This is a genomic window from Campylobacter massiliensis, assembly GCF_014253065.1.
GTDB classification, from domain to species: Bacteria; Campylobacterota; Campylobacteria; order Campylobacterales; family Campylobacteraceae; genus Campylobacter_A; species Campylobacter_A massiliensis.
Map to the genome: position 1 here is coordinate 835289 of NZ_JACLZK010000002.1, position 25278 is coordinate 860566.

The following is a 25278-nucleotide window of genomic DNA, read 5'->3' on the forward strand; positions in this document are numbered from 1 at the left end:
ACCGATAAATTTGCGGCGACGAGGTTCATAAATTTTGTCGCCGCGCCACTTTTTAGCGCTAAGTCTTTGTTTTAGAGGCTCGTTTTGCGCCTTTATGTTTCATTTCGCCGCCTGTATTTTTGACATTTGCGTAGTTTTTTGCTCGCGCGCTTTTTACCGACTCGTAAATTTGAGCCGAATTTTAGCGGTCTCGCGGCAAAAATACTTCGTTTTATATTTTTTGTATTCAAATTTGGCTAATTTGTTTTAAATTTTAGCATTCAAAATTTGGGTCAAATTTGACAAATCTTAGCTCCGCATTTTACTTGTCAAGACCGGCATTTTAAAAACGATAAAATTTGAGCCGTCATACTGCGCGCCGCGGCTACCACCGATAAATTTTATCCTCGTAAGCGATAAGCCTAAACTCCTCTTTGTGGTTGCCGTTGCCGATCGTGTGGCTGTCTTGGCCCGCGCCCAGGCGTAGTTTATGCAGCCTGCCGCCGTAAGTGCCCACAAAAAGTACACTACCGTCCTCGCTTAGCGCCATAGACTTTATCGTGCCGCCCAGATAGTGGCGCCAAATTTTACGCCCGTCCTTGCCGACTGCTTTGATGTAGCCGTATGCGTCGCCGAGGATGTAAAAGTCCTGCGTCGCTACACCCACATACACCCTCATCGCATCGTCGATCAGCGTGAAATTTTTCTCGCCCTCTTCGTCGTACGAATACGCCTCAACCTCTAGTCCGCGCTTTAGCAGCGCCCTGTCCACGCCGATCGTAACGCCGTTGTAGAAGTGGCAGGAGTTCGTGATGAGTTGCGTATCGTCCGCGCTAAAGAGACAAAAGTGCGGATACGAGCTCTGCGCGCCGATGCCGCCCAGCCGCTCGCCCTCGCTATCCATCAGCACGTGCTCATCGGTATTCTGCTCGCCCGCGACGATGAGAGCGTTGTCGTTTGAGAGCGTCGCGTTTGCCATGTCGATGTAGAGCGGTGCGACATTGCCCTCATCGTCCTCGTAGAGCTGCCCGTCCTCGCAGATCGGATGGATAAGCTTCGCGCCGCTTTGCGATATCAAAAATATCCCGTCGTGGCAGCTCAAAAGCACCTTGCTACCGTCGTTAAAGGGTAAAATTTCAGCCTCGTCGTATGTTAGTTTCACGTCGTGACTAAATTTTGCGATAGGCTCGCCGCCGCTCTTACCGTCGTAGCCCCTGATCAGCCGCACCTCGTTTTGATTTAGCAGGGCGTAAATTTCGTTTCGCTTAGACTTGCCCACGGCGATGACGCCCTTTGCCACCTCGCTCACGCGGTCGCCCTCCAGCAGATACAGCGTCTTGCCGTAGTCGTTTGAGGCGATAAAAAGGACGTTCTCGCCGCCAAGAGGGCAAATTTGATCGATGTCTCTTAGCTTGTTTTTAAATTTCTCGTTTTCGCCACTGAAAATAACGTTTGAGGGCGGAAAATCGGCTCTAAACCTCTCCGTTTCGCCCCGCTCGTTGGCCTCCTTTAGCAGCTCAAAAACCGCCTCGTAAAGCTGCGTCATACCCTCGCGCTCATCGACTGGATCTTCGCCATTGTAGGCATCCCAGCCGTGCACCTCGGCAAACGCCACCATATCGTTTACGGCCTTGGCGTATTTCTCGCCCTTTTCATTCCACTCTTTCTGCCACTCCGCCTTAAGCATCTCGTAGTCCAAGTTTTTCATTGATTTCCTTAGGTTTGTTATCCAAATTTACGTCTCTCAAGCTAGCAAATTTAGCGCGACAAATAATTAAATCAGTAAAATGCTCTTAAAATTTGCCATCAACCCAAGCTTGCCACATTTAAGACACGCAAATTTGATGGCAAAACCAGCCTCGTCCGCCTACTAGCTCCGCCAGAGCTTTTCTACCTGCGCGGCGTCCTCGTCCGCGAGTTCAAAGCCGAAAATATCGATATTTTCAAGCAATCGCTCCTTGCTAGCGAAGTTTACTACCGCGCAAACCCCGTGTTGTACGAGCCAACGCAAGATGATTTGTGACCGCGTTTTACCGTATTTTTCGCTGATTTGCGCGAGCGCGGGCTCTTTTAGCTCTTGGCCGGGCTCGTACATCAGCTGCACTTGCACGTCATGGTCGGTCACCTTGCCGCGTGCAGTAAAGCGCCGCAGATAGGAGCGAGAGCGCGTCTGATAAACAGCGGGCTTAACCTCGCTACCTTGCGCGATTTTGGCTAAATTTTCGGCCCCGAATTCTCCGAGACGGTCGCGGATGCCGATCGCAGCCGCAAGTCCCTCGCGGCAAAGCCTCTGCAAAACGCGCCACGCAGAGCTAGCATCGCCCGCCCCTACGCGCAGCAAAAGCAGATCGACGTAGTCGGTATTTAGTTTTTTTAGCGAATGCTCAAAACTTTTTATCATGCCGTTTTCGTCGGTGTTTTGAGCGCCTACCGAGCTTTGGATAAACAGCTGCCCGCGCTCTAAGCCGCTAGCCGCAAATGCAACAGCCGCACCCTCCTCCTTATCACCCTCCGTATCGATCAGGCGGTAGCCTAACCCGAGGGCCGTCTCTAGCGCGTTTTGATCCTTTGAGCCGTCAAATTTATCTGCGCTAAGCCCGATGATCGGCATCAAAATTCTATTATTTAGCGTAAGATATGGCGTCATGGCAGCAAGCTTCTCGCCGAGGTTTTTTGCGCCGCTTAGGTCTACGCCGTCCGTCAAATTTGCCGCACTAGTCTGGCCGGTCTGCTCGGCAAACAAATTTACTCCCGCAGCAAGCCCCGCCGCGCAGGTCGCCGCACCCTTTATAAACTCTCTTCTTTTCATGTTCACTCCGTTTTTTGATTTATCGGTTACTGCGCTTAAATTTACAAGCCGCGCGCCGAACAAACCGTGCCGCGCCCAAATTTATTTAAAATCACGGAAATTTAAATTTTATTCCGCCAAACGACGTCCGAAAAGCCGCATTTAAATTTATCCAAATGCGGCCGAGTATAAATTTCGCGCCCCGCTAAACGCAACCCAAAGAGCTAAAAAGTCAATTTTACATCTCAAACGCGCACGAGCTTGGCTGTCCGCCTTCAAATCCCTTTTTAAACCACGTCATACGCTGCTTTGACGAGCCGTGCGTGAACGAGTCAGGCGTTACGCGACCTTGGTATTTCTTCTGTAGCGCGTCGTCGCCTATCGCACTAGCGGCATTTAGCGCCTCCTCGATGTCGCCGTCTTCTAGCATCTTGTAGCGCCCCATGTAGTGCGCCCAGACGCCCGCATAGCAGTCGGCTTGTAGCTCGACTTTGACCTGCAAGGCGTTTTGCTCGATAGGGCTTTTGGTGCGCGATTTTAGCTCGTTTATTTTACCGAGCGTGCCTAGTAAATTTTGCACGTGATGTCCGACCTCGTGGGCGATCACGTAGGCCTGCGCGAAGTCGCCGGCGGCCTTGTATTTGGCCTCTAGCTCGTCAAAAAAGCTAAGGTCGAGATAGACTTTTTTGTCTGCGGGGCAGTAAAAAGGCCCCGTCTGCGAGCTCGCCATGCCGCACGCGCTAGAGACCGCGTCTCTAAAAAGCACCAAACTAGGCTCCTTGTACTGCGCGCCGCCCGCCTTAAACACCTTGCTCCACACGTCCTCGGTCTGCGCCAGAACAGCTGAAACGAAGGCGACCTTTTCCTTCTCCTGCGGGCTATCTAGTGCCGCTCTTTGACCGCCGGTACTGCCGCCCTCAAGTAGCGCAAGGGGGTTAAAGCCCATAAAATACGCCACTGCGCCGATAACCAAAACCACGCGGCCGATGTTTGAGCCCAGTAAAAATCTGATAATCGGTATGAGCGCGCCCAGCGACCCCATGCTGTTTACGCTGTTTTGCCGTCTATCCTCGACGTTGTCGCTTCGTCTGCTGTCTTGCCATTTCATTTTTACTCTTTCATTTTGGATTTTTCTTTTAAATTTAGTCGCGAATTGAGCTGTTTTTCAGCGTCCGCGAAATTTAGCCTTCTTGCCTCGTGTTGCTAAATTTTATGCTGCATTTTAGCGACTATTTATAAATTTATCGCTTTAGCCCGCTGTTTCGCACAAATTTGACGCGGTAAATTTGATGGTAAATTTACACCCGGCAAAACGGCGCGATATAAAAATCTCGCGCTAGTTAAATTTGGGGTCTTAAATTTAAAATCTAGCCTTAAACCCGTCCAAGATTCTAGCCGCTAAGATACCAAAAACTATACCGATGCCGTCTGCGACGACGTCGAGCAAGCTAAAATAGCGGCCCGGCACAAACGACTGCGCTACTTCTATCTGGATACCGTAAGCTAGCAAAATAGCAACCTTTGCGCCCAAATTTAACCTAGAAAAGCCAAAATGCAAAGTAACGTAAAGCGCGGCAAAAGCGATGAAATGATTTGCCTTATCCCAGCTATTTTCGATGAGTTTTATCTGCGCGGGCGTGAGGGCGAGATACTCTATGGCTATCAAAAATATAAAGAAAAATGCGGCGGAAATTTTAGAAATATTCATGGATTTTAAGTGGTTGTTTTTAAACGAGAAGCGCCGCTTGGCGCTTCTAATTTTACTCAAATTTAACTCTACATCTTGTCTTTTGCAGCGATACCCATTAGCCCCAGAGCAGTTTTTATCGAGAGCGCGACGACGGCAAAAAGCTTTAAAAGCTCGTCTTCGTTCTCGCTACCTACGACGCGATTTTCGTTGTAAAATTTATGAAAATTCGCAGCCAGGCTCTTTAGATAGTCGCAAATTTTATTTACCGCGCGCGTGTTAAAGCTATCGACTAAAACATCGTTTAGCGTAAGCGCTTCAAATAGCAAATTTTTGCCGTCCTCGTTCAAATTTGCAAATTTCACGCCCGCGACATCGGCGACGTTTTTGCCCGCTTTTGCGAAAATTTGATTGATCCTTGCGTGCGCGTAGTTGATATAAAATATCGGGTTTGAGCTATCCTCGCGCTTTAGCTCGTCCACGTCAAACTCCAGGTGCGTGTCGCAGCGCTTGCTAAGAAACATAAATCTAAGCGCCTCATAGCCGATCTCCTCGACCACGTCGCTCATCAGCACGACGTTGCCCGCGCGCTTGCTCATCTTGTAGGCTTCGCCGTCTTTTAGCAGGCTCACCATCTGCGAAAGTATGATCTCGAGGCGATTTTCGTCGTATCCAAGCAGATGTAGCGCGGCCTTCATACGCGCGATGTAGCCGTGGTGATCGGCGCCCCAGATGTTGATGCAGCGATCAAATCCGCGCCTAAATTTATCGTCATGATATACCACGTCGCCGGCCAGATAAGTGCCGCGGCCGTCTTCACGCACGATGACGCGGTCTTTTTCGTCGCCGACTTCGCTTGATTTTAGCCAGATTTTACCCTCGCTCTCGTAGATGCCGTTCTCGCTTTTTAGGCGATCTAGCGTGAGAGGGAGCTTGTCATAGTAGCTCTTTTCGCTAGCCCAGTTCTCGATGAAAATTTGCGCGTCGGCCAAATTTTGCTTGATCAAAACAAGCACTTTATCCTTGCCAAACTCGGCTAGCTCGAGATTTCGACTCTCATCGTAAAATATCTCTTTGCCGAATTTTTCTAGCGCCTCTTTTGCGATAGGCTCGATGTAGTCGCCGCGATAAAATTTCTCCGGATACGCCACGCTCTCGCCGAACAGATTTTCGCGCGCCCAAAGCGATATAGACGTGCCTAGAAGCTCGATTTGATTACCTGCGTCGTTGATGTAGTATTCAGTCGCGATATTTTCGCCGATGTGAAGCCCGACGCGAGCTAGCGTATCGCCGAAAACAGCGCCCCTAACGTGTCCGATATGAAGCGGACCGGTCGGGTTTGCGCTGACGTACTCGAGCAAAATTTTCTCGCCGCTAGTTGCGCCGCCTTTTGCAAACTCGCTCGGATTTGCAAGGCTAGCTGAAGCAAATTTATCTAAAAATGCGGGCTTTAGTTTAAAATTTATATAGCCATTGAGCGCCGTAGCCTCAAAAACTTCGCTATTTTCAAATTTAGACGCCAGCTCGGCGGCGATGGCTACTGGGGATTTTTTGAGCTGTTTTGCTAGGCTAAAAGTAGGCATCGCGTAGTGCGCCAAGCCCTTATCTTTTGGCTTTTCTAGCGCAAAGTCAAAGCTTGCGGCGCCTTTTATCTCGTTTATTACGCTTTTTTTCAACGCCTTTCCTTACGCGTTTTTAGCCGTATCTTCAGTCTTTGCGGCGGTTGCGGTTTCTTCTTTTTTCTCTTCTACTTTTTCTACGTTCTCGGCTTTTTTATCATCTTCCATTTCCGATTTGAAGCTCTTTATTCCCTTACCTAGGCCTTTTGCGAGCTCGGGGATCTTTTTCGCTCCAAAAAGCAAGACCACGATAAGTAAAATAATAAGCAATTGTTGGACGCTTGGACCCATTTTTTCTCCTTTTGATTTTCGTTATATTAGCATAATTTTATCAATTATTCCATTTGTTAATAATCTCTTTTGCGTCTAAATTTGACGTTTTTAGGCGCATCGAGCGCAAAATCCCGCGCAAATTTTCGTAGCAGTTTTGCAAGTCGTCGTTTATCAAAAAATAATCGTACTCTAAGATATGCTCCATCTCGCCGACTGCGTTTATCAGGCGCTTTTCGATGGTTTCCGCGCTATCGGTGCCGCGATTTTGCAGCCTTGATTTTAGCTCGTTTTTACTAGCAGTCGTGATAAAAACGGAGGTGATATTTTCGGCGAATTTTGATTTTGCGATGTTAAAGCCTTGCACGTCGATATCAAAAATCGCTATTTTGCCCTCTTTGAGCGCCTTTAAAACGGGCTTTAGCGAGGTGCCGTAGTAGTTGCCGTGCACGCACGCCCACTCCAAAAACTCGTCAGCGTCTATACCCTTTTTAAACTCGTCTTCGCCTATAAAATAATAATTCACGCCCTCGACCTCGCCCTGCCTCGGCGCTCTCGTGGTACTTGAGATCGAAAAATAAAGATCGTTTTCCTCTTTTAAAAGACGGCTTAAAAGCGTGCTTTTTCCGCTACCGCTGGGGCCCGAGACGATTAAAATTTGCCCCTTCAACTATTTTTCCTCAAAGCTTATATTGATTTTTATGTTGAGATTTTTTAGAGCTTCTCGCAGTTCGCCGTCTTGCAACGAATTTTCTAGATTTTTAGCCACGGCGTCTGAAATTTGAGCCTTAAGCTCGTTTATCTTTGATGTGGTTTGAGCTTTTTGCGAGCTCAAATTCGCCGCTTCGCCGCCCTCAAATCCGCTTTCGTTAAGCGCCATGGCCATATCTTTTTCGCTGATTTGCTCGATATCGCCATACTCGCTCGGATGAAGTTCCTGCACTATTTCAGGCTCGTTTTGTATGTCGTCAGATTCGATGATTTCTTGCACGTCTTGCTCCAAGCCCGCTTCCGCCTCATCTTGCTCATCCGCGGCAAAAATATCCTCCGCAAGCTCGCCATCTAAAACATCTTGTGCCAAATTTTCCTCAGTCGCAAACTCCGCTAGCTCCGTCTCGCCAACCGCTTCTGTGTCGCCCAGCAAAAACTCATCGCCCAAGGCGCTATTTTTGACCTGCACCATTTGCTCGTCGGGCTCGTCAAATTTCATATCGATATCGGCAAAGATATCATCTTGCTCTTTGGCTTCTTCTGTAGTAAATTTATCGCTATTTTCCGTTCGCTCAAGACTTTGCGGAACTTCGGGCTCGTCCGCGCTATCCATATCGGCAAACTCGGCCATATCAAGCTCATCCGCCGTTTCAAATTTAGTGTCCGAAGGCTCGTCGCTTGCATCCAAATTTTCAGATAGCTCGTCCATCTTGTCTATTTCGTCGATTTGATGCTTGATATCCTCGATACTGCCGTCAAAGTCAAGCTCAAATTTATCTTGAGCCTCTTCAAGTCCCTCTTCGCCGTCCGCGGCGACAAACTCCGTTGCGCCGAGTTCAGCGAGTTCAGGCTCGTCCGTCGTTTCAAATTTGATATCCATAAGCTCATCCGGCGCATCCAAATCTGCAGAAAAATCGTCAAATTTATCGTCTTTTGCGGCTATTTCAAACTCTTCAAATTCCATAGCCTCATCATCCGCGTCGTGCAAATCCAGCTCTTCGTCTCCGAGTTTTTCGCTTAGCTCATCCATATCGTCGATAGCTTTTACTATCTCGTTTAGCTCGTCAAAGGCGCTATCTTTGCCTGATGCCGCTTGCGAAATATCGTCAAGCTCGTCGTCCAGCCTAAGCTCGCCCGGATCCAGCTCCATGATCTCGTCTTCAAAGACGTCTTCGGCCGGATCGTCTATAAACTCAAATCCTTTGACCGACACCTCGGCGGTTTCGTCTTTTGCCGTAGGCTCGGCGCTCTTTGTTTTACTCGCCAGATCCTCCACGATAGTGATAAATTCCGTCGGCAAAAACGGCTTTGGCAGTATCCTGTCGGCATTTTCAAAGGTTGGAGAATTTTTAGAGGAAAGGTATAAAATTTTATTTGCAAATTCTTTTAGGTTCATCTCTTTTGCGTCGATATCGCTATCGATGATAAGCACGTCAAAAACTCCGCTAAGCTCGCTGACATCGCCGATCTCGACGTATTCGTAACCCATTTTGCTAAGAGCCAGCGTCGCCAAGCGCGATACCGCGGGGTTGGCGTTTACAAGAACGATTTTCACGAATTCTCCTTTTTATACCTAGAAAACGTATTTTAAAACATTTTCCATTACTTCAAGCTTAGTTTTAGAAAAATAGCGACGGAAGGTCGTTGATAACGCGAAGCACAAGCTGCCTAAAAAGCTCCATCATACCCGCTAGTATCGCGATCAGCACGGCAAAGCCGATCGTGATCTTGATCGGATAGCCCACGACTAGTAGGTTAAACTGCGGCATAGTCTTCATCAGCATTCCAAAAATCAAATCAGAAAGCAGCGAAAGCGCCAAAATCGGGAAGGAAATGATAAACCCGAAAGTAAACAAATTTATCATGGATTTTGAGGCGTACTGCACGATATCGGGGCTCGGATAAAAGCCGCCCAGCGGGACGTGTGTGAGGGAATTTGAGATAAAAAGCAAGATCAAATGATGCCCGTCAAAGGCCAAAAAGGTCATGAGCGCGAGGAAATTTATTATATTTGAGATCACGGGCGAGCTAAGGCCGGTCTGAGGGTCCAGCACCGAAGCCATCGAAAAGCCCATAATCATCGAGATCTGCTCGCCCGCTAGCTGCAAACTAGCAAAAACGATGTGAAGCAACAGTCCTGCGCAAACTCCTAGCGCCGCCTCACTCACGATCTCGACGGCTAGATAGTAAATTTCGCCGCTTTTAATACTAGCAAGCGGAAACAAAAACAGCGTGAGTAAAAACGAAAACGCGGTCTTGACGCTCATGGGGATCTGCTCGTGCCCGTAAAATGGGAAAAATAGCATCAGCCCGCCGATACGCGCAAACAGCAGCATAAAAGTGATGACGCGCTCGGGCGCAAAAAACTCGACTAGCTCCACCGTACTCTTTCGTTTTAAATTTAAACGCCGTTATTTTAGGGTTAAATCCTTGAAAATTCGGTAAATTTAAAAGACAAATGAAAATGTGCGGCAATTTAGGTGTGATCAAGGGTGGTTAAATGCCGTTTTGAGGGCTAAATTTTATATGCGCCGTTGTTACTTTTAAAATTTGGGCGGTTTAAATTTATCGACCGCTTTGCATTTTTGTTTCTGGGTTAAATTTTAGTTTTGCGGGGCGGCGAGATGTAGGTGTTCGTTTTTATGTTTTGTCGGTCGGCGAAGTCAAAACTAGGCCTGCCACGGCAAATTTAACAAGTCGCTACGCCTTGCGAATCCAAAATATCTTACGATAAATTTGACTTAAAAAATAGCTAGTAAATTTGAAAAATCGTCGCCTATAAAAATATTCAAATAGCTTCAGGAGAAATTAAAGAGAATTTTTTATCTTCGAGGCGATAAACCTCGTCGCATCTTTGCGCAAGTTCGTTGTCGTGAGTAACCAAAACCAGCGCCGCATCGTTTGCTTTGATATAATTAAACAGCGTTTGCATCACTTCGTTTGCAGTCTGTTTGTCTAGATTTCCCGTCGGCTCGTCGGCAAATATCACGCGCGGCTTTTTGCAAAGCACTCTAGCGATAGAGACGCGCTGCTGCTGCCCGCCGCTTAGCTCGCCTACTTTTTGATTCATTACGCCGTCTATCTTTAAATTTGCCAAAATTTCATCATCGATTTTTTGCGCGGATAAAACGGAGGCCAGCTCGATATTTTCGTGCGCGCTAAAGCCTTTAAAAAGATAGTGCGCCTGAAAAATGATACCGAAATCAAATCTGCGGATGCGCAAGAGTTCGTTTGTCGTTAGATCGTAAAGCGACTTACCGCCGTAGATAACTTCGCCGTTTTTGGGTCGTAAAAGAGTGGAAAGTATATGAAGTATGGTTGATTTGCCGCAGCCGCTGACGCCCGTTATAGCGCAGCTACCGCCGGCATTTACGCTTAAATTTACATCCTCAAAGAGCGTATAATCATACGCAAAGCCTAGATTTACGCCCTTTAAGATTTCCATTAAATTTTAGCCTATTTGCGCCGCAACCTCGGCCGCAAAGTCCTCGTTTTTCTTCTCTAGGCCTTCGCCAAGCTCGAAGCGAACGTATTTTACTACTTCGATCTTACCGCCTAGCTCTTTGCCTTTTTCTTCAATGACTTGCTCGATAGTTTTTTTATCGTCCATTACGTAAAACTGTCCAAGTAGCGTAAGGCGCTGATCTAAAACGGTGTTGTCCGCGTAAAATCTCTCGATCTTGCCAGGGATGATCTTATCCCAAATTTTCTCAGGTTTGCCCTCGGCTTTTAGCTCTTCTTCGATCGCTTTTGTAGCTTTTGCAAGCTCGGCATCGCCTATCTGGCAGCGGCTAGCATACTCTGGGATGTGATGAAGCGGTTTACCTAGGCGTTTTAGCTCTTCGTTATCTTTTTCAAGCTCGGCGCGAAGCGCGATAAATTCCTTCTCGACAAACTCTTTGTCAAGATCTTTATAGCTTATTACGCTTGGCTTCATAGCGGCTGCGTGCATGCACAAATTTCTTGCAAATTCAGCCGCTTTGTTTGCGATTTCTGCGCTTTGGCAAGCTAGGCCGATTAGTACGCCTACGCGGCCGTTTGAGTGTACGTAGCCGTTCACTACGCCTTTGTCGTCCGCTTTTATAGTCTCAAAGCGACGAACGACCAAATTTTCGCCGATAGTAGCGATCTGGCTTTTGAAATAATCCTCAAATTTAACGCCGTTGATAACGCTTGCGTTTAGGCTCTCGACGTCTTTTATCAAATTTGTTTGGATGTGCGCCGTAGTGTCTTTGGTTAAATTTTGAAACTGAGCATTTTTAGCGACGAAGTCGGTCTCAGAGTTTATCTCGCTGATAGTTGCGGTTTTGCAGTGATCGCAAACGACAACGCTCACAAGACCCTCGCTAGCTAGGCGGTCAGCCTTTTTAGCGGCTTGACCTAGACCCTTTTCGCGAAGGATATCGACGGCTTTTTCCATATCGCCGTTAGCCTCGGCTAGCGCCTTTTTGCAGTCCATCATTCCGGCTCCGGTTGATTCGCGGAGCTCTTTTACCATTTGTGCGCTGATTTCCATTACTCTTCGTCCTCGCTGAAGTCCTCTGAGAAGTCTTCGTTAACAGCTTCGTTTACGACTGCGTCTTTTTCGGCTTGGCTTACGGCCTCTTTGCCTTCTTCTAGCTCGCCGCCGTCTTTTTCAAGCTGAGAGCGTCCCTCGATGATAGCCTCGGCCATCTCTTGGCAGAAAAGCTGAACCGAGCGGATCGCGTCGTCGTTGCCAGGAATCGGGAAGTCAATAACGTCAGGATCGCAGTTTGTATCGATCGGAGCTACGACAGGGATTTTTAGGCGGTTAGCCTCTTGAACGGCGATTTTTTCTTTTACTGTGTCGATGACGAAAATCATATCAGGCACGGTTTTTAGGTTTCTGATACCGCCTAGAGACGCTAGAAGCTTCTCTTTTTTGCGGCGAAGCATTAGAGCTTCTTTTTTAGTTAATAAATTTATAGAGCCGTCTTCTTCCATAGCCTCGATTACTTCGAGTTTGCGGATAGACTGGCGGATAGTGCCGAAGTTCGTCATCATGCCGCCTAGCCAGCGGTGATTTACGTACGGCATGCCGCATTTTTCAGCATACTCTTTTAGAGTTGCGCCGGCTTGTTTTTTGGTGCCTACGAAAAGTATGGTTTTACCCTCTGCAGCCGCGTCGCGAACGACATTATAAGTGTAGCGGAAGTAGCGGATAGTTTTTTGTAGATCTATGATATAGATACCTTTTCTCTCGCCGAAAATGAATTTTTTCATCTTCGGATTCCATCTGCGCGTTTGGTGTCCGAAATGAACGCCGCACTCTAGCAAATCTCTCATTGTTACCATGAGTTTTCTCCTTGTGGGTTTCCCCGAAATTTAGGTTTCTCCTCCACACCCATTAACATTTGCTTTTGACAAACGCAACCAAATTTTAGGACTGGTGTGTGTGAATTGAAGCTTGGATTATATTTAAAAATAACTGAATTAAAGCTAAATTTAATATAATCCAAACTTCGGCACGGTTAAATTTTGCGCCGCAAAGACAAGATGACCACAAAGGTCGAGAGCAAGATTATTCGTCAAATTTAAGAAAGCGGCGAATTTACTCTAAAATTTACTCAAAAAATCCCTTTTTCACGAGCTTGCCCTCTTTCACGCAAAACTCCCCTTTTGCGATCACGCTATCTAGGTTTAGAGCTTCGTCAAATACCGCAAAATCGGCATCAAAGCCTACTTTTATCTCGCCTTTGCCGCTTAGATTTAGGCATTTTGCGACGTTTTTGCCCATCATGCTTAGAGCTTGCGGGATGGTTAGGATTTTATTTTTGACGCAGGCTTGCAAGACCTCTAAATTCGTCTCGCACGAGGCGCAGCCGTAGCCAACTAGTGCGCCGTTTTCGTCAAATCTAGGCACGCTGCCGTTACCGTCTGAGCTCATGGTTAGGCGCTCTAAATTTAGCCCGTTAGCTAGCCCGTACGCGATAGCTTCGTGAAGCGGCATAAACTGGCTTCCTCCGCTCGTGATGTCTATGTAGCCGCCCATTTTTTGAAATTTAATCGCCTCGTCAAAGAGCTCCTTCGTCCGCGCGCAGTGCGTCGGCGAAAAGTAATTAACAGGGAACGAATAATCCTTGATCACGCTAAAAATCAGATCGAATTTATCCGCGAGCCCGCCCATATGCATATGCAGCACGCCGCCTTTTTTCGAGATCATTCCGCCGATGCGTATCTGCGTCAGGGTCTTGATGAGCTCCTGAGAGGTCGGGTAGCTGCCGCGGTTGTCGCTCATCGCAATCTTACAGCCGATGACCTTGTCGATGAGCACCAGATCGCGCGCGACGGAGTCCGTAAATGTAACGCTAGGCAGCGCGTAAGAGCCCGTGTGGATGAAGGTCGAGATGCCCTCGTATTCAAGCGCCTTGGCTTTTGAGTAGAGATTTTCGAGACTCCTCGTGCACCCGTCGGTACCTAGCGTGCCTACGACCGTCGTCGTGCCGTAGCGGATGATCCCAGATAGCGTTATTTCGGGCGTTCGCGAGTGATAACCAGCCTCGCCGCCGCCGCCCGTGATGTGCACGTGCTGATCGATGAGCCCGGGCGCTAAAATTTTACCCTCTAGGTCATAAACCTCGAGACCCTCAACTCGAAAATCAAGCCCCTTAGAAACGGCTAAAATTTTACCTCCGCCGAGCAAAACCTCGCTCCTACCGATGTGCTCTGGCGCGTATAGATCGGCGTTTTTAAGTAACAGCATATTTTCTCCTTTGCTTTGGATTTTTGATTGTAAATTTTACGTTTATTGGCTTTCTTGACTGCGATATCGCGCCGTCATTTTACATCAAATTCGATAAAAACCGGATATTTAGGTTTTGTGCGGAGAAACGGCGATTTGGATGATGCTTGGGTTTTATTTTATTGTAGATTAGGCGGGCGGGGTCAAATTTAGCAACCTAACCGCTTAGCTGTACGCTTTCTTCTATCTTCATTAGTCCCGTAAATACGCGCTCGACGGCCTCTTTTTGCTCGCTAGAGATTTCGATCTTTTTCTCGTTTAAAAGCAAATTTACGAGCTGCTCGTTTTGCAGCGTCTGGACGTCAAATTTTCTCGCGTTTGCAGCGATTTTTGCTGCGAGAGGATTTTTTGATTTAAAATTTTCGTATGGCATTTTTCTCGTTTTTTAGTGAATTTTGGGATTATTATAAAAAATTTGCCGTAAATTTTAGCTCAAATTTAACCTCGGAGCGCACCTTGCAAAGCACAAAACGCGCAACCGAGTTAAATTTAGTACGCTAGCGGTCTAACGCTTTAAAATTTTAGCGTTTTCGCAGCCGACGTCTAGCCCCATCTTGCAAGCTTTTTCATAAAATTTAACCGCAGCCTTGACGTCCGCTTGCACGCCCATACCGCGCTCGCTCATGTAGCCCGCCTCGTTGCAGCCTTTAGCTAGGCCTAGCTCGCATGCATTTTTATAGAGCTCGTACGCCCGCGCTTCGTCTTTTACTGCGCCCACGCCAGTCTGGTGGGCGTACGCTAGCGCGTAGCAGCCCAGCTTATCGCCCATCTTGCACGCTCGCTCGTAAAATTTAGCCGCCGTCCCAGGCTGCTTTGCTGCGACTTTTCCGCTAGCGATCATCGCGCCCAGATCGTAGCATGCCCGCGCGTGACCGCCCTCGCACGCTAGATTAAAGAGTCTTGCCGCCTCGCTAAAATCCGAGACTCGGTACATCGCTAGCGCGTCTTCAAACTGTTTGTTTGCCAAATTTGTAGGCGCGCTCGCAGGGACGCTTGCCATCTCGTTTGAGGATCTCGTTTGCGCTGCAAAAAGCGCGCTCACCGCAAAAATCAAACAAAGTAAAATTTTTCTCATACTGACTCCTTTTTATGAGGTATCAGTTTAAATTTTAGCCCTTTTTGATAAACGTAACCGAAATTTTAACTAAACTTGCCGAGCCGCACGCTCGCAAAGACCTAAATTTAGGCTCCAAACGGTCAAATTTTGATCCTATCTCGGCAAGATTTTATTCATCGCAAAACCGCAAAATCGCCCCGTGATGCCTTCTCTGCGATATGAAAACAGCTCCTGCGTTTCAAACGTACATCGCGGATCAAACTCCGCTCGCCCCATGCCAAGCGCGGTAAATTCGTCCCGCAAGGCCGCCTCCATGTCAAATTTACCCTCTTTTTTGTATCGGTTAAACTCGCCCAGATCAAGCTCGCCCACCTCGTAGTTTCGCGCCTTGATATTTGCGCCGACGAATACGCGCAGATCGCTCGCCTCGCAGCCAAACTCGCTTTTCATCAGACTGAGCGCATTCGTGCAAATTTTACCCGTTACGCCCGCTCTGCCCGCATGCACGGCGGCAACCACGCCCCGCCTCTCGTCCGCGATCAAAACGGGCGAGCAGTCGGCGACCAAAACGCAAAGCGTAACGCCTCTAAGCGCCGTTATCACGCCGTCGCAAGGCGGCAGCTCATCCTCTAAATCTCGCAAAATTTCCACGCGATTTGAGTGAATTTGACGCATAAATTTTAGATTAAAGGGCGCGATACCAAGCGTAGCGGCTAAAATTTCGCGATTTTTCGCGACATTTGCGGGCAGGTCGCCGACGTGACCCGCTAAATTTAACCCCTCATGTGCCCCTTCGCTTACTCCGCCAAATCGCGTCGTAAAGCCAAGCTTCAAGCGCTCGCTCTCAAAAACTACGTCTAAAATTTCGCGCTTCATTTTCGTCAAATTTAACCCGCCAAGCCTAATAAAGGCTCGCGATATGCTGAGATTCGTCCCAGCTGATCTCGCTTTTGCCGCCGTTTTGGGCACTGCGGCTAAACTCCAGCTGCCTAGCCACGTAGCGCGCGAGCAGGTCGCTTTCTACGTTTACGCGGCGTCCCGGCTCAAACTCGCCGAACAAGCTCTCGCGAAAAGTGATCGGGATGATCGTGAGGCGCACGCCTGCGGACAAAACTTCGTTGATCGTGAGGCTCACGCCCTCGACTGCGATGCTGCCTTTGTTCGCCATCAAAGGCATGACGCTAGAGGGCAAATTTATATAAAAATCAACCCCGTTTTCGCGCCGCTCTATACGCGCGACCTCGCCGATAGCGTCTACGTGGCCCTGCAGTAGATGCCCGTCCACGCGGTCGGCTAACCGCATCGCAGGCTCGATATGCACGCGTCCGCGCAGATTTTCCGTCACTATGTGCGCCCTAGTTTCGGCGCTAAGCTCCACGCTAAAGCCGTCTGCGTGCAGCTGCGTCACGCTTAAGCATGCGCCGTTTACCGCGACGCTATCGCCTAAATTAGGGCGGTATGCGGCTTTTAGTCGCAGGGTATTTTGCGAATAACTCGCAACCTGCGCGATCTCTCTAATCAGTCCGTTAAACATTTTTCGTCCTTAAATTTTGAGCTATTTTATAAAATTTAGCCTCAGAGCGGGCTAAATTTACCGTCTAAATTTTAGCCGCCCGATTTTTGTCGCGACGCAAATATGCAAAACTAGCAGGATGATCGCGCCCTGCCTCGGTAAATTTAATACACTTTAAAAATATTAAGATAAAATAGGAACTTAATCTTAAACCACAAGAAAAGATAAACTTGAAAAAATCACGACTAGGCCTACTTGAGACCGATATTTTAGACGTTTTGGACCAAAACGAACTCGCTAAATTTAACCGCGAGTTTCTAGCCAAAGGCGCCGCGATCTACGCCGAATCCATCAAAGTCGTGATACTTAAAAGCGGCTCGGGCAAGCTCTCGTTTTTCGAGGATGGCGAGGAGTTTATCGTCTATCATCTCCAAAAAGACAACATCTCGATCATAGACGACGTATGCGTGCTAGAGATCCTAGAGGACAGCGAGATCTACTCGATCGATGCAGACGACATGGGCGAACTGCTAAAAAACGAGAGATTTGCCAAAGCATACGCCGACACGCTCGTAAACATCTCGCTACTGCAGCGCCAAATCATAAAATCGATACTTTTTGAAAGCGCTAAGGGGCGCATCGCAAACTTCCTAGTCGAGCTCGCCGCCGAGCAAAATTTGACGCAAAACGGCTATCACTACGTCTTTTTACCGTTTTCGCTAAAGGTGCTTTCAAGCTTCGTCGGACTCAAGCGTCAAAGCGCAAGCACGGCGTTTAACGAACTAATCAAAGACGATATCATCAGGCGCATAACGCCGCATGAAATTTTGATAGTGGATTATGAAAAGCTGCAAAGCTATACGAACTGAATTTATAAAATACCGTTTTGACTAAGGTATTCTCTCCACTGCTCTATCTTATATTTTCCCTCGTTTAGTCCCTTGACGAACCCCATAAACACGCTCATTTGAGCGGGGCTGGCGTATCCGGGGAGTTGGAAAATTTTATTCCAATATTTATCGAAAATCACTACGTTTGGGATCTCTTTTGCTTCAAGAGCAATCCTTAGCGCAAGAGTATCTTTTACGTTTTTCTGGTCTCTTAAAGCATATTCGTTATTTTCATTTACGTCGATGCGGTAGACGTTAAAGTCTTTGGCCAAATTTGCAAGTTCGGCGTTTTCTTCCAAATCTAGCTTTAGGCGTTCGCAATACTCGCAATCCTTGCTTTCAAAGATTAACATCACGCCCTTATCGTCCGCAGATAGTAAAATAGGCTCTCCGCGGTCTGCAGCAAAAACGCAAGACATCAAAAACGCCAGCAAAAAATAAGCGGCCTTTCTCACTTTTTACTTTCCTTTTTCGTCACGTCTATGCCGTGCTTTAGGTAGTAGTCCCTAAGCGCTTCGTAAATTTCGCCGTTTTTCCTATCTTTATCTCTCCAAATGCCCTCTTTCATAAAATTCATCGTCTGCAAAAATTGCTTCGGCGGCATGTATCCTGGCACCATGAGGATTACTTTGCCTTTTTCGTCGGAAAATATAATACTAGGCGTAGCGTCGATAGCGTAGATAGATAGTAGCGTCTTCGTGTCTACGTCCATAAATTCGCCGTCGTGGTAAAATTTGTGATTTAAATTTTTATGCGCTCTTAGATAATACGACGAAAATTCGCCTTTTAATCTAGCGCCGAGTTCGGGATTATTTTTAACGTCGGCCTTTAGCTGATCAGAATACGGATCGGTATTCGTGCCAAAGACTATTATCATGATTTTTTCGTTCGGAGCTATCTTTGCGCTATCTTGAAAAAAATCAAATATCGCCGAGTCGTTTGCGGCGTATATTACTTTTTCGTTAGCGCTTATCGTTTGTCCGGGTGTTTTATCCATGCTTGCGGTTTTGGCGGCCTTTTCGTTACAGCCTCCTAGTATCGCCATAGACGAGAGTAGAAGTATTTTTATTAAAATTTTAGTATCCATAAACACTCCTTTAAGGGGCGAATGCGTTCGCCCCTTTTTGCGTTTTATTTTTTGATCTTAGCCGCTTTATGCAGCGTCTCGTTCATCTTGTCAATATGCTCTTTAGCATTTAGCGTCTTGTCGCTGCTCATCTTATCCCACAAGGCCTTATCGGACATATTTTGATGGCAACCTATGCACGCGCCTATCTTTTCGATCTTATCCCTTAGCTCTTTATCCAGCATTCTGGAATCCGGCCAGTGCGTTCCGACGGCTTGCAATTGCTTGCCGTCTCTAGTTACGACTTGAGACAGATCGTGCTCTAGTCCCGGTATGGCTTTGATTTGCAAAGCTGTATTTTCGGTAGCAAATTCTTTGGTTTTTAGGTCTTGTATATCAAGGCGCAAGTCTTTGTCTTGACCGTTCATATATTGACCGTCCGTGATACCGTAGCCTATGGCTTTAGGGTTAGAGTGGCAAGACTCGCAAGTCCTAGCTATCCTGCTTGTCGTATGCGGCTGCGTAGGCGACATATCCGGAGCCAGCATCTGTCCGTTATCCGGAACGTCGGCTCGCTTATTTAGCGTTACGGTTTTGCCGTCCGGGCCTATTATACTAAAGATCACCTGACAACCCGGAATTATCGGCGTAATAAGTCCTTCGCCGTTTATGCCAAGAGCCGGGTCTTCCCATCTTAGATAGCTTCTTGACTGAGTAAATGAACCAAATAGCGGCTTGCCTTTTGCGCCGATAGTTGATTCGCTAGTTTCGCCGTTTGCAAAGTGCGTAGACGCAGAAGCTATCCAGTCCGTACCGTTTTTGCCCGAAGCATAGTCCATCTTGACGTGGCAGCCGTAGCACTGCGGCGCCCACGTAGCGTGGCAAGCATAGCACTCCATACCCTTCGTATGAGACGGTATATCATGCATCGCCAGGCGTGCGTTTTTAGACTTGAAGCTATTATTTTTTACGCCGTTTTTTACAAGCGGTACTTCAAGGTCTTTGCCGCTAGCCAAATGCGCTATAACCTTATCCTGGTCTTTTGCTTTTACTACGTTGCCTAGAGGGTTTCCTCTGGTAGATAGCAGATAACCGCCCTCTTTATCGTAGATTGTTCCTTGTTTCATCCATTCAGGCAGCTGCATAGCTAAGCCTCGCGGCTTATCCGGAGTTTTTATTTTGAAATTTTCACCAAATCCCAGCTTTAGCTCCCATGGAAATTTATCATTCGTGCCGTGGCAGTCGGAGCACTCTATCTCTACTTGAGCTAGAGTAGTGCCAAATATTGTACCGTCGCCGTGAACGTCGATAGAGGTATGGCAGTCCTGGCAAGTCATACCGGCCTCATAGTGCAAATCCTCTTTGATATGCTTATATTTTGAGCCGTGAAGCGCGTTTTGATCTTTAGCGCCGTCTATGAAAGGCGAGCCATAAGGCTGCTCCATAAGCCCCAGATACGATACGCCGATCCTCTTACCGCCGCTGTGGCAAGAACCGCAGGTAACCGGATGTATACCGCTAAATTCTACGCCTTTTGCGGTTTTTACTTTTACTTCTCTGCTTGACTGCATGGAGTGCACGAGCAGATGTCCTTTTTCTTTTTTATCTATCGTAGGGTCGCTACCCTCGTAAAAAGCCTCTACTCCGTAAGGAATATGACAAGAAGAACACCCCATGCCGCGCCAGTCACCCCTTATTTTTCTGCCTCTAGCGCCGATGTGACAGGACTGGCAACCCGACCTTTGATACGTGATAGAGGCCATATAGGCTATATCTTTCTCGCTTTTTCCATTAAAATCCTCGGGTCCGCTAGGCGGTAACGGGATTTGTTTAAGCTCGGTCGGAAACTGATCGGGATATTTCGTGATTAGTTGAGTCATATACTCTTTGTATTCTTTGCTACCCCATGCAGGCGTTACTCCGTCGTCGTCTTTTACGGCGTGATCGCCGAATTTGACCTTATGCGTCGGTTCGCTACCCCAAGAGTGCAAATTTCCTTGGATTTTGCCCGCCTCCGTAGCCATAAGCGATTTTCTAGCATTTGCCAAAGTATCGGCATGGCACATACCGCAGGTTTTATCCGCTATCCAGATAGAACCCGGATCTCTTACAAACTCGCTAAGTCCTCCCGGATGAGCACTGGGAGCTCCTTTGTGAGCGTCTTCAAACGAGCCTTTGTCCGGATTTCCTCCGTGACAGACAGAACAGGCTCCGCTATCGCCGAGCCCTTGCCCCATGGCTAAAATTTGCTGCATCATATCTGACTTAGCGTCTCTAATCGGCTCTATGCCGACGTGGCACTTTATACAGGTGTCGCCGTCGGCTACGCTCTCGACGTGCATCTTTTCCTTGGGCGGCTCTTTGGCCGGTTCGGCGCCGCAAAGAGCGTACGCGCATAAAAGTGCGATCGCAAGCGCAAATTTTATCGCATTCCTCATAGCTTCCTCCTTGTATTAAAATTTTATCTACTTGAAATATTAAAACGTTAAAGTGCCTCGAAAGTGCCTAAAATATTATTTTTGGACTAATTTTTCTATTTAAGTTAATATCAAGCTAAATAGAATAAAATGGACTCAAATTTGACTGCAAGCGAGGATAAGATGAAAATATTGCTTCTTGAAGACGACTTGTTTATATGCGAGCAGCTAAAGGATTATTTCGAGCTTGAAGGGCACAAGCTCGACTTTTACGCTAACGGCAAAGAGCTTTTGGATAACGCCGTTTTAAGCGCTTACGATATATTTTTATTCGATATCAACACTCCGGTTATAAACGGCTTTGAGACGCTAAAACTCATCAGAAAGGACGGTATCGAGACGCCCGTCGTTTACATAACGGCACAAGACGATATAGACCATATCAAAAAAGGCTTTGAGCTGGGTTGTAACGATTATCTTAAAAAGCCGTTTTTGCTAGAAGAGCTTGAAATAAGAATAAATGCCATCTTGCACAAAAACGCAAACGACGACAAGGTAAAAATCAGCCCAAACTACGCCTTTGACGTTAAGAATATGAATTTGTATTTTAAAGGCGATTTAGTCGAACTCAATAAACAAGAAAAATCGCTACTGTATATTTTAGTAAAAAATATCGGCCTCACGATAGATCCAAATACAATAAAAGATTACGTCTGGGACGAAAAAGACGTATGCGACAACACCCTCAGAACGCAGATCAAAAAAATCCGTGAAAAACTAAATGAAAATTTTATTATAAACGTCCGAAATATCGGCTACAAGATAGAAAAACATGATCAAGACTAAAGACATCTCCGCCCAAAAGAAAAATTTCGAGATAAAGCTATTTTTATCTTATATCGCTTTTACGATGATACTTATCGTCTCCATCGCCGTGATTCATATATATTTTACCAGCGATCTAAACTATAAAAAATTCGAACGCGAGATAATGATGCAAGCAAGCGATAAGATAGATAAATTTTATATGAATTTAAACGCCAAAAAGCAAACTCTAGCCTCTGCGGCGGATAACGAATTTTTCTTAAAATATCTAGACGACGAATCAGACTACGCGGATTTATTTTTTATAACGATAATGCAAGCGGACAAAGATATAGAAGCCCTAAGATACGTGGGCGCCAAACAAACGCTCGAGTACGTAAGAGACGATAAAGCAAATCTGATAAAAAATATAAATTTTAAGCCCGTAGAAAATCAAATTTTACAAAAAGAGCAGGTGCAAATTTATGGTTTTCGTTTAAACGAAGCGGGCAAAGCTTCCGTTAGTTTCAGGGCTCCGCTCTATGCGGCAAACACGCTAAAAGGGACAGTTGAGCTTGATATTTGCTTGGAAGGGATCATGAACGAGATGATAAAGTCGATGATTTACGATATTTTCGTGATTAATGACGAAGGAGTTTATCTCAAAGACAATCTAGCAGACAAAAATCTCTCGCGCGTCAAAAAGAGAGTCACAGGCGAGTTCGGTAAAGATTTTTGGGCAAATTTGACCGCCTCCGAAAAATACGGACTAATAAAGGGCGAAACCTTTGCGATGCCGTTTTTTATCGGGCAAGAGAAATTTTATCTAACGCTTCAAGGTCATAAGCCCGCAATAAACAACATGGAAAACAACAAAATGATCGTCTCTATATTGATTTTTGCCGCGCTAATGGCGGTGGTTTTTACCTTTATCCTCACTAAGCCGATCAGAAAAATCTTTACCGCGGTATCCAAAGAAACGAGCGAGCTTGGCAAACTAGCTAAAAATTTAGACGATACGATCGCGCTTAAAACGCTTGAGATCGCTAAAAAAGATAGGTTACTACAAAATCAAAACAAATTCGCCGAGCTTGGCGAGTTAATCGGCAACATAGCTCACCAGTGGCGACATCCGCTAACCAGGCTTTCTTTGACGGTTCAAAATTTAAGAGCTTTTAAAAAACGAGGCAAGCTAAGCGACGAAATTTTTAAAGATGCGGTAGAAAATTCGCTCTATCAGATCGAGTTCATGTCAAATACGATAGAAAATTTTAGAAATTTTTATAAAAAAGACGACGTAAAAAGAGAATTTAGTATAAAAAGCGCGATAGACGGCATCTTGAGCATAATAGGCACAGTCATAGAACATAGACACATAAAGCTTGAAATTTCGTGCCCTGAGGATATTTTTATATTTGCCAATAAAAACGAGCTATCGCAAATTTTGATGAATATCATCATAAACGCAAAAGACGCCATCGAAACCAAAGGCACGGAAGGCGGGTTTATCAATATCCACACCCAAAAAGAAGAAAACGAGATAATAATCGAAATAGAAGATAATGCAGGCGGCATCCCTAGCGAGGTCGCGGCAAAGATTTTTGACCCGTACTTCACGACCAAGTCCGAAAAAGGAACAGGTATAGGTCTGTATATCGCGAAAATGATAGCAAAAGAGAAATTTAACGGAGACATAAGCGTGGCTAACGGCGAAAAAGGCGCGATATTTAGAGTCGTACTAGACGCCTCGGCAAAATAATTTTAACCCTAAATTTTATCCGTTTGTCGTAAGGTTTGGAATTTAAATAACACAAAGCGGGTTTAAAGTAGCAAGATGCATTACCCTCGCACGAGTTTTTGATAATCGACCTTGAGAAGTTACAAAGTTATACGAACTGAATTTAAATTTTACGAGGTGAAACCCGTATCTTTAAGACGCTAAATTTAGTTTTGTCAAATTTTACGCTATGCGTTTTAAATTTCTTTAAACGAAAACGATTGTCTGGAGTCGTTTTACTTCTTCGTTAAAGGGGAAGGGGGCTTTACTTCGCCTGCGGCTCGTAACTGCGAGCAGGCCTACTTATGAAGTGTCGCCCCTTCCTCTCCTAAGCCCTCTCTAACCCCACTACACGTGAGATGTTGCTGCACTTTGTGCGGATCTAAATTTGGCGCTGACGCGCCGTATATTTCAAATTTATGTTTTCAAGATACGGGTCTTGGCAAGTAAAATTTACGAATTTATAAAGATATGAGACAAATATTCCAGACGGATTGTGTGTAGTTTAAATAGTTTGCGTCGGATACGACGGGAGCGGACCGGTCGTCCGTGACCCGAGTATCCTAGCCGAAAACTATTTGAAATCCAGCCGAGCCGGGGAATTAAAATTATTTCTTTTTCATGTCGAATTTATTCGCCATAAATCCAACTAGTCCCACAAAGAAAAGTCCGCCGCAGATATTGCCCAGCGTAACCGGAACTAGGTTTTTAACGATGAAATTTCCCCAGTTTAGCACATCTAGCTTATCGGCCGTAGTGTGGAGCAACGCTGCCGCAGCATTGACGTCGCCGCCGCTTGCTGCTATGTAGTGTGCTTTTGAGATGATGGCTTCGGTGATGATGAACATATTTGCCACGCAGTGCTCCATAGAGCATGCGACAAACGCGCCGATCATCCACATGATCGCAAAGAATTTACCCGCAAGGTTGCTCTCGCTGGTCGCAGTCCAGATAGACATACAAACGAACACGTTACAAAAGATACCGCGGATAAATAGCTCGTGAAACGGCGCCGTGATCTTGCCGATACCGGCCGGTACGAAGTGCTGCAAGATGTAGCCGTCGTATTTTAGCGGTAAGCCAGAGTAATAATACATATAAGCAATTAGCGCGCCGCCGACGAAGTTAAAAACCCAAACGATCGCCCAGTAGTTAATGGTTTTACCTAAATTTAGCTTGCCCTCATACGCGCTAACGCCGCTTAAAACCGAGCTCGTAAATAGATGCCCGCCGTAGAAAACGACCATCATGAGACCGCAGCTAAAGGTGATGCCACCGATGAAATTTGCTAGTCCTATAGACTGCTTTTCAGCCATGCCCACGGTCGAGTGCGCCCAAAAAATATCGCCCATAGCAATCGCCGCACCCGCCATAATGGCTAGAAAAATAATGCTTACTAACGGAGTATGCGCCTTATGCTCCATCGAATTAGATATCGCTTGAGCGGTTTCTGCAGGATTTAACATCTTTTCCTCCTCCTAATTTAAATTTTTATCTATCTCTAAGATACGTTCAAAGGCTTTTTGCGCGCTTTTTTTCGCATTTTCGCTTAAGCCCTCTTTAAAATCAAGCACGTTTTCAAGCAAAACGCTAATGCCCAAAAACAGTGTTTTGGGGCAAATTTTGCGCAGGTAGCTTAAAAGTACGGGCGTGGGTAGGTTGTGCGTCGAGTAGATATAGTCGCGCTCGTTACTAAGATCGAAAAACTCGATCGCGCCGTCTTTAAACCCGCTCATCGCGTCTACCACGACGATGATATCAGGCTCAAATTCTCTAAGTGCGCCAAACTCGTTTTCAGGCACGTCCTGTCCGTAAAATACCCGCCAATCTTTCAAATTTGCCTCGACGATTCGCCCTGTTTCGTTACCTACGTCGTCGTCTCCGCGCATGGGATTGCCGATGCAAAGTAAAGCCTTTTTCATCCCAAAAGCCCTCCG

At 46.5% G+C, this 25278-nt stretch carries 25 protein-coding genes; 3 read left to right on the forward strand and 22 right to left on the reverse strand.

The genetic code is table 11. The annotated features are described in order from the left end of the window. Window positions 1–364: 364 nt before the first annotated feature. The 17 genes from H7R39_RS10765 to H7R39_RS10845 all read right to left on the reverse strand — a co-directional run bounded on the left by H7R39_RS10765 (window position 365) and on the right by H7R39_RS10845 (window position 16408). Window positions 365–1687: a hypothetical protein gene (locus tag H7R39_RS10765; protein ID WP_185899306.1), complete on the reverse strand. Its 1323-nt coding sequence runs from the start codon at window positions 1685–1687 to the stop codon at window positions 365–367. Between the two features lie 162 nt (window positions 1688–1849). After that, a complete protein-coding gene (locus H7R39_RS10770; RefSeq protein WP_185899308.1) occupies window positions 1850–2788 on the reverse strand; it encodes an aldo/keto reductase in 939 nt (312 codons plus the stop codon). A 217-nt stretch (window positions 2789–3005) separates the two neighbouring features. Continuing rightward, entirely contained in the window at window positions 3006–3875 is an 870-nt protein-coding gene (gene ypfJ, locus H7R39_RS10775; RefSeq protein WP_185899310.1) for a KPN_02809 family neutral zinc metallopeptidase, read from the reverse strand. Window positions 3876–4127: 252 nt separating this feature from the next. Continuing rightward, on the reverse strand, window positions 4128–4475 hold the full coding sequence (locus H7R39_RS10780) for a VanZ family protein (protein WP_185899447.1): 348 nt from the start codon (window positions 4473–4475) through the stop codon (window positions 4128–4130). Between the two features lie 68 nt (window positions 4476–4543). Further along, window positions 4544–6130 carry an arginine--tRNA ligase gene (argS, locus tag H7R39_RS10785; protein WP_185899312.1) on the reverse strand — a complete coding sequence of 529 codons (1587 nt, stop codon included), beginning with the start codon at window positions 6128–6130 and terminating at the stop codon, window positions 4544–4546. A 9-nt stretch (window positions 6131–6139) separates the two neighbouring features. Next, window positions 6140–6364 carry a twin-arginine translocase TatA/TatE family subunit gene (locus H7R39_RS10790; protein ID WP_002952710.1) on the reverse strand — a complete coding sequence of 75 codons (225 nt, stop codon included), beginning with the start codon at window positions 6362–6364 and terminating at the stop codon, window positions 6140–6142. A gap of 40 nt (window positions 6365–6404) precedes the next feature. Then, the gene (gene gmk, locus H7R39_RS10795) at window positions 6405–7013 is read right to left on the reverse strand and encodes a guanylate kinase (RefSeq protein ID WP_185899314.1); all 609 of its coding nucleotides are present in this window, start codon (window positions 7011–7013) and stop codon (window positions 6405–6407) included. Beyond that, on the reverse strand, window positions 7014–8609 hold the full coding sequence (locus H7R39_RS10800) for a saccharopine dehydrogenase (protein WP_185899316.1): 1596 nt from the start codon (window positions 8607–8609) through the stop codon (window positions 7014–7016). Between the two features lie 64 nt (window positions 8610–8673). Continuing rightward, window positions 8674–9435: a flagellar biosynthetic protein FliR gene (gene fliR, locus H7R39_RS10805; RefSeq protein ID WP_002952713.1), complete on the reverse strand. Its 762-nt coding sequence runs from the start codon at window positions 9433–9435 to the stop codon at window positions 8674–8676. 407 nt (window positions 9436–9842) lie between these two features. Continuing rightward, complete coding sequence (locus tag H7R39_RS10810) at window positions 9843–10499, reverse strand: ABC transporter ATP-binding protein (RefSeq protein WP_185899318.1); 657 nt, start codon at window positions 10497–10499, stop codon at window positions 9843–9845. 6 nt (window positions 10500–10505) lie between these two features. Continuing rightward, on the reverse strand, window positions 10506–11570 hold the full coding sequence (gene tsf, locus H7R39_RS10815) for a translation elongation factor Ts (protein WP_185899320.1): 1065 nt from the start codon (window positions 11568–11570) through the stop codon (window positions 10506–10508). Then, a complete protein-coding gene (rpsB, locus tag H7R39_RS10820; RefSeq protein ID WP_122861894.1) occupies window positions 11570–12370 on the reverse strand; it encodes a 30S ribosomal protein S2 in 801 nt (266 codons plus the stop codon). Before rpsB ends, tsf begins: the two co-directional genes overlap by 1 nt. A 268-nt stretch (window positions 12371–12638) precedes the next feature. After that, window positions 12639–13778 (reverse strand): beta-aspartyl-peptidase, encoded by a 1140-nt coding sequence (iadA, locus tag H7R39_RS10825; RefSeq protein WP_185899322.1) that lies wholly within the window; start codon window positions 13776–13778, stop codon window positions 12639–12641. Window positions 13779–13974: 196 nt separating this feature from the next. Then, window positions 13975–14190 (reverse strand): acetyltransferase, encoded by a 216-nt coding sequence (locus H7R39_RS10830; RefSeq protein ID WP_185899323.1) that lies wholly within the window; start codon window positions 14188–14190, stop codon window positions 13975–13977. 132 nt (window positions 14191–14322) lie between these two features. Next, on the reverse strand, window positions 14323–14892 hold the full coding sequence (locus tag H7R39_RS10835; RefSeq protein ID WP_185899325.1) for a tetratricopeptide repeat protein: 570 nt from the start codon (window positions 14890–14892) through the stop codon (window positions 14323–14325). A 135-nt stretch (window positions 14893–15027) separates the two neighbouring features. Continuing rightward, window positions 15028–15750, reverse strand: a complete 723-nt coding sequence (locus H7R39_RS10840; protein WP_185899449.1) for a polyphenol oxidase family protein — start codon at window positions 15748–15750, stop codon at window positions 15028–15030. Between the two features lie 25 nt (window positions 15751–15775). Next, window positions 15776–16408, reverse strand: a complete 633-nt coding sequence (locus H7R39_RS10845) for a riboflavin synthase (protein ID WP_185899327.1) — start codon at window positions 16406–16408, stop codon at window positions 15776–15778. Window positions 16409–16617: 209 nt separating this feature from the next. Between H7R39_RS10845 and H7R39_RS10850 the strand changes: the two genes are divergently transcribed. Next, window positions 16618–17256 carry a Crp/Fnr family transcriptional regulator gene (locus H7R39_RS10850; protein WP_185899329.1) on the forward strand — a complete coding sequence of 213 codons (639 nt, stop codon included), beginning with the start codon at window positions 16618–16620 and terminating at the stop codon, window positions 17254–17256. Window positions 17257–17258: 2 nt separating this feature from the next. On the opposite strand, the gene H7R39_RS10855 is transcribed toward H7R39_RS10850, so the two are convergent. From H7R39_RS10855 to H7R39_RS10865, 3 genes are read right to left on the reverse strand one after another with little or no spacing between them, the layout of a single operon-like run. Next, window positions 17259–17732, reverse strand: a complete 474-nt coding sequence (locus tag H7R39_RS10855) for a thioredoxin fold domain-containing protein (protein WP_185899331.1) — start codon at window positions 17730–17732, stop codon at window positions 17259–17261. Beyond that, window positions 17729–18364 (reverse strand): thioredoxin family protein, encoded by a 636-nt coding sequence (locus H7R39_RS10860; RefSeq protein ID WP_185899333.1) that lies wholly within the window; start codon window positions 18362–18364, stop codon window positions 17729–17731. Before H7R39_RS10860 ends, H7R39_RS10855 begins: the two co-directional genes overlap by 4 nt. 44 nt (window positions 18365–18408) lie before the next feature. Continuing rightward, on the reverse strand, window positions 18409–20781 hold the full coding sequence (locus H7R39_RS10865) for a cytochrome C (RefSeq protein ID WP_185899335.1): 2373 nt from the start codon (window positions 20779–20781) through the stop codon (window positions 18409–18411). 129 nt (window positions 20782–20910) lie between these two features. Between H7R39_RS10865 and H7R39_RS10870 the strand changes: the two genes are divergently transcribed. Next, window positions 20911–21606, forward strand: a complete 696-nt coding sequence (locus H7R39_RS10870; protein WP_228724784.1) for a response regulator transcription factor — start codon at window positions 20911–20913, stop codon at window positions 21604–21606. After that, window positions 21593–23323 carry a sensor histidine kinase gene (locus tag H7R39_RS10875; RefSeq protein WP_185899337.1) on the forward strand — a complete coding sequence of 577 codons (1731 nt, stop codon included), beginning with the start codon at window positions 21593–21595 and terminating at the stop codon, window positions 23321–23323. Before H7R39_RS10870 ends, H7R39_RS10875 begins: the two co-directional genes overlap by 14 nt. 626 nt (window positions 23324–23949) lie before the next feature. Here the strand turns inward: H7R39_RS10875 and H7R39_RS10880 are convergent. Both H7R39_RS10880 and H7R39_RS10885 read right to left on the reverse strand, forming a co-directional pair. Then, window positions 23950–24807 (reverse strand): formate/nitrite transporter family protein, encoded by an 858-nt coding sequence (locus tag H7R39_RS10880; protein ID WP_185899339.1) that lies wholly within the window; start codon window positions 24805–24807, stop codon window positions 23950–23952. 12 nt (window positions 24808–24819) lie between these two features. After that, window positions 24820–25263, reverse strand: coding sequence for a hydrogenase 3 maturation endopeptidase HyCI (locus tag H7R39_RS10885; protein ID WP_185899341.1), 444 nt, complete (start codon window positions 25261–25263; stop codon window positions 24820–24822). Window positions 25264–25278 lie beyond the last annotated feature (15 nt).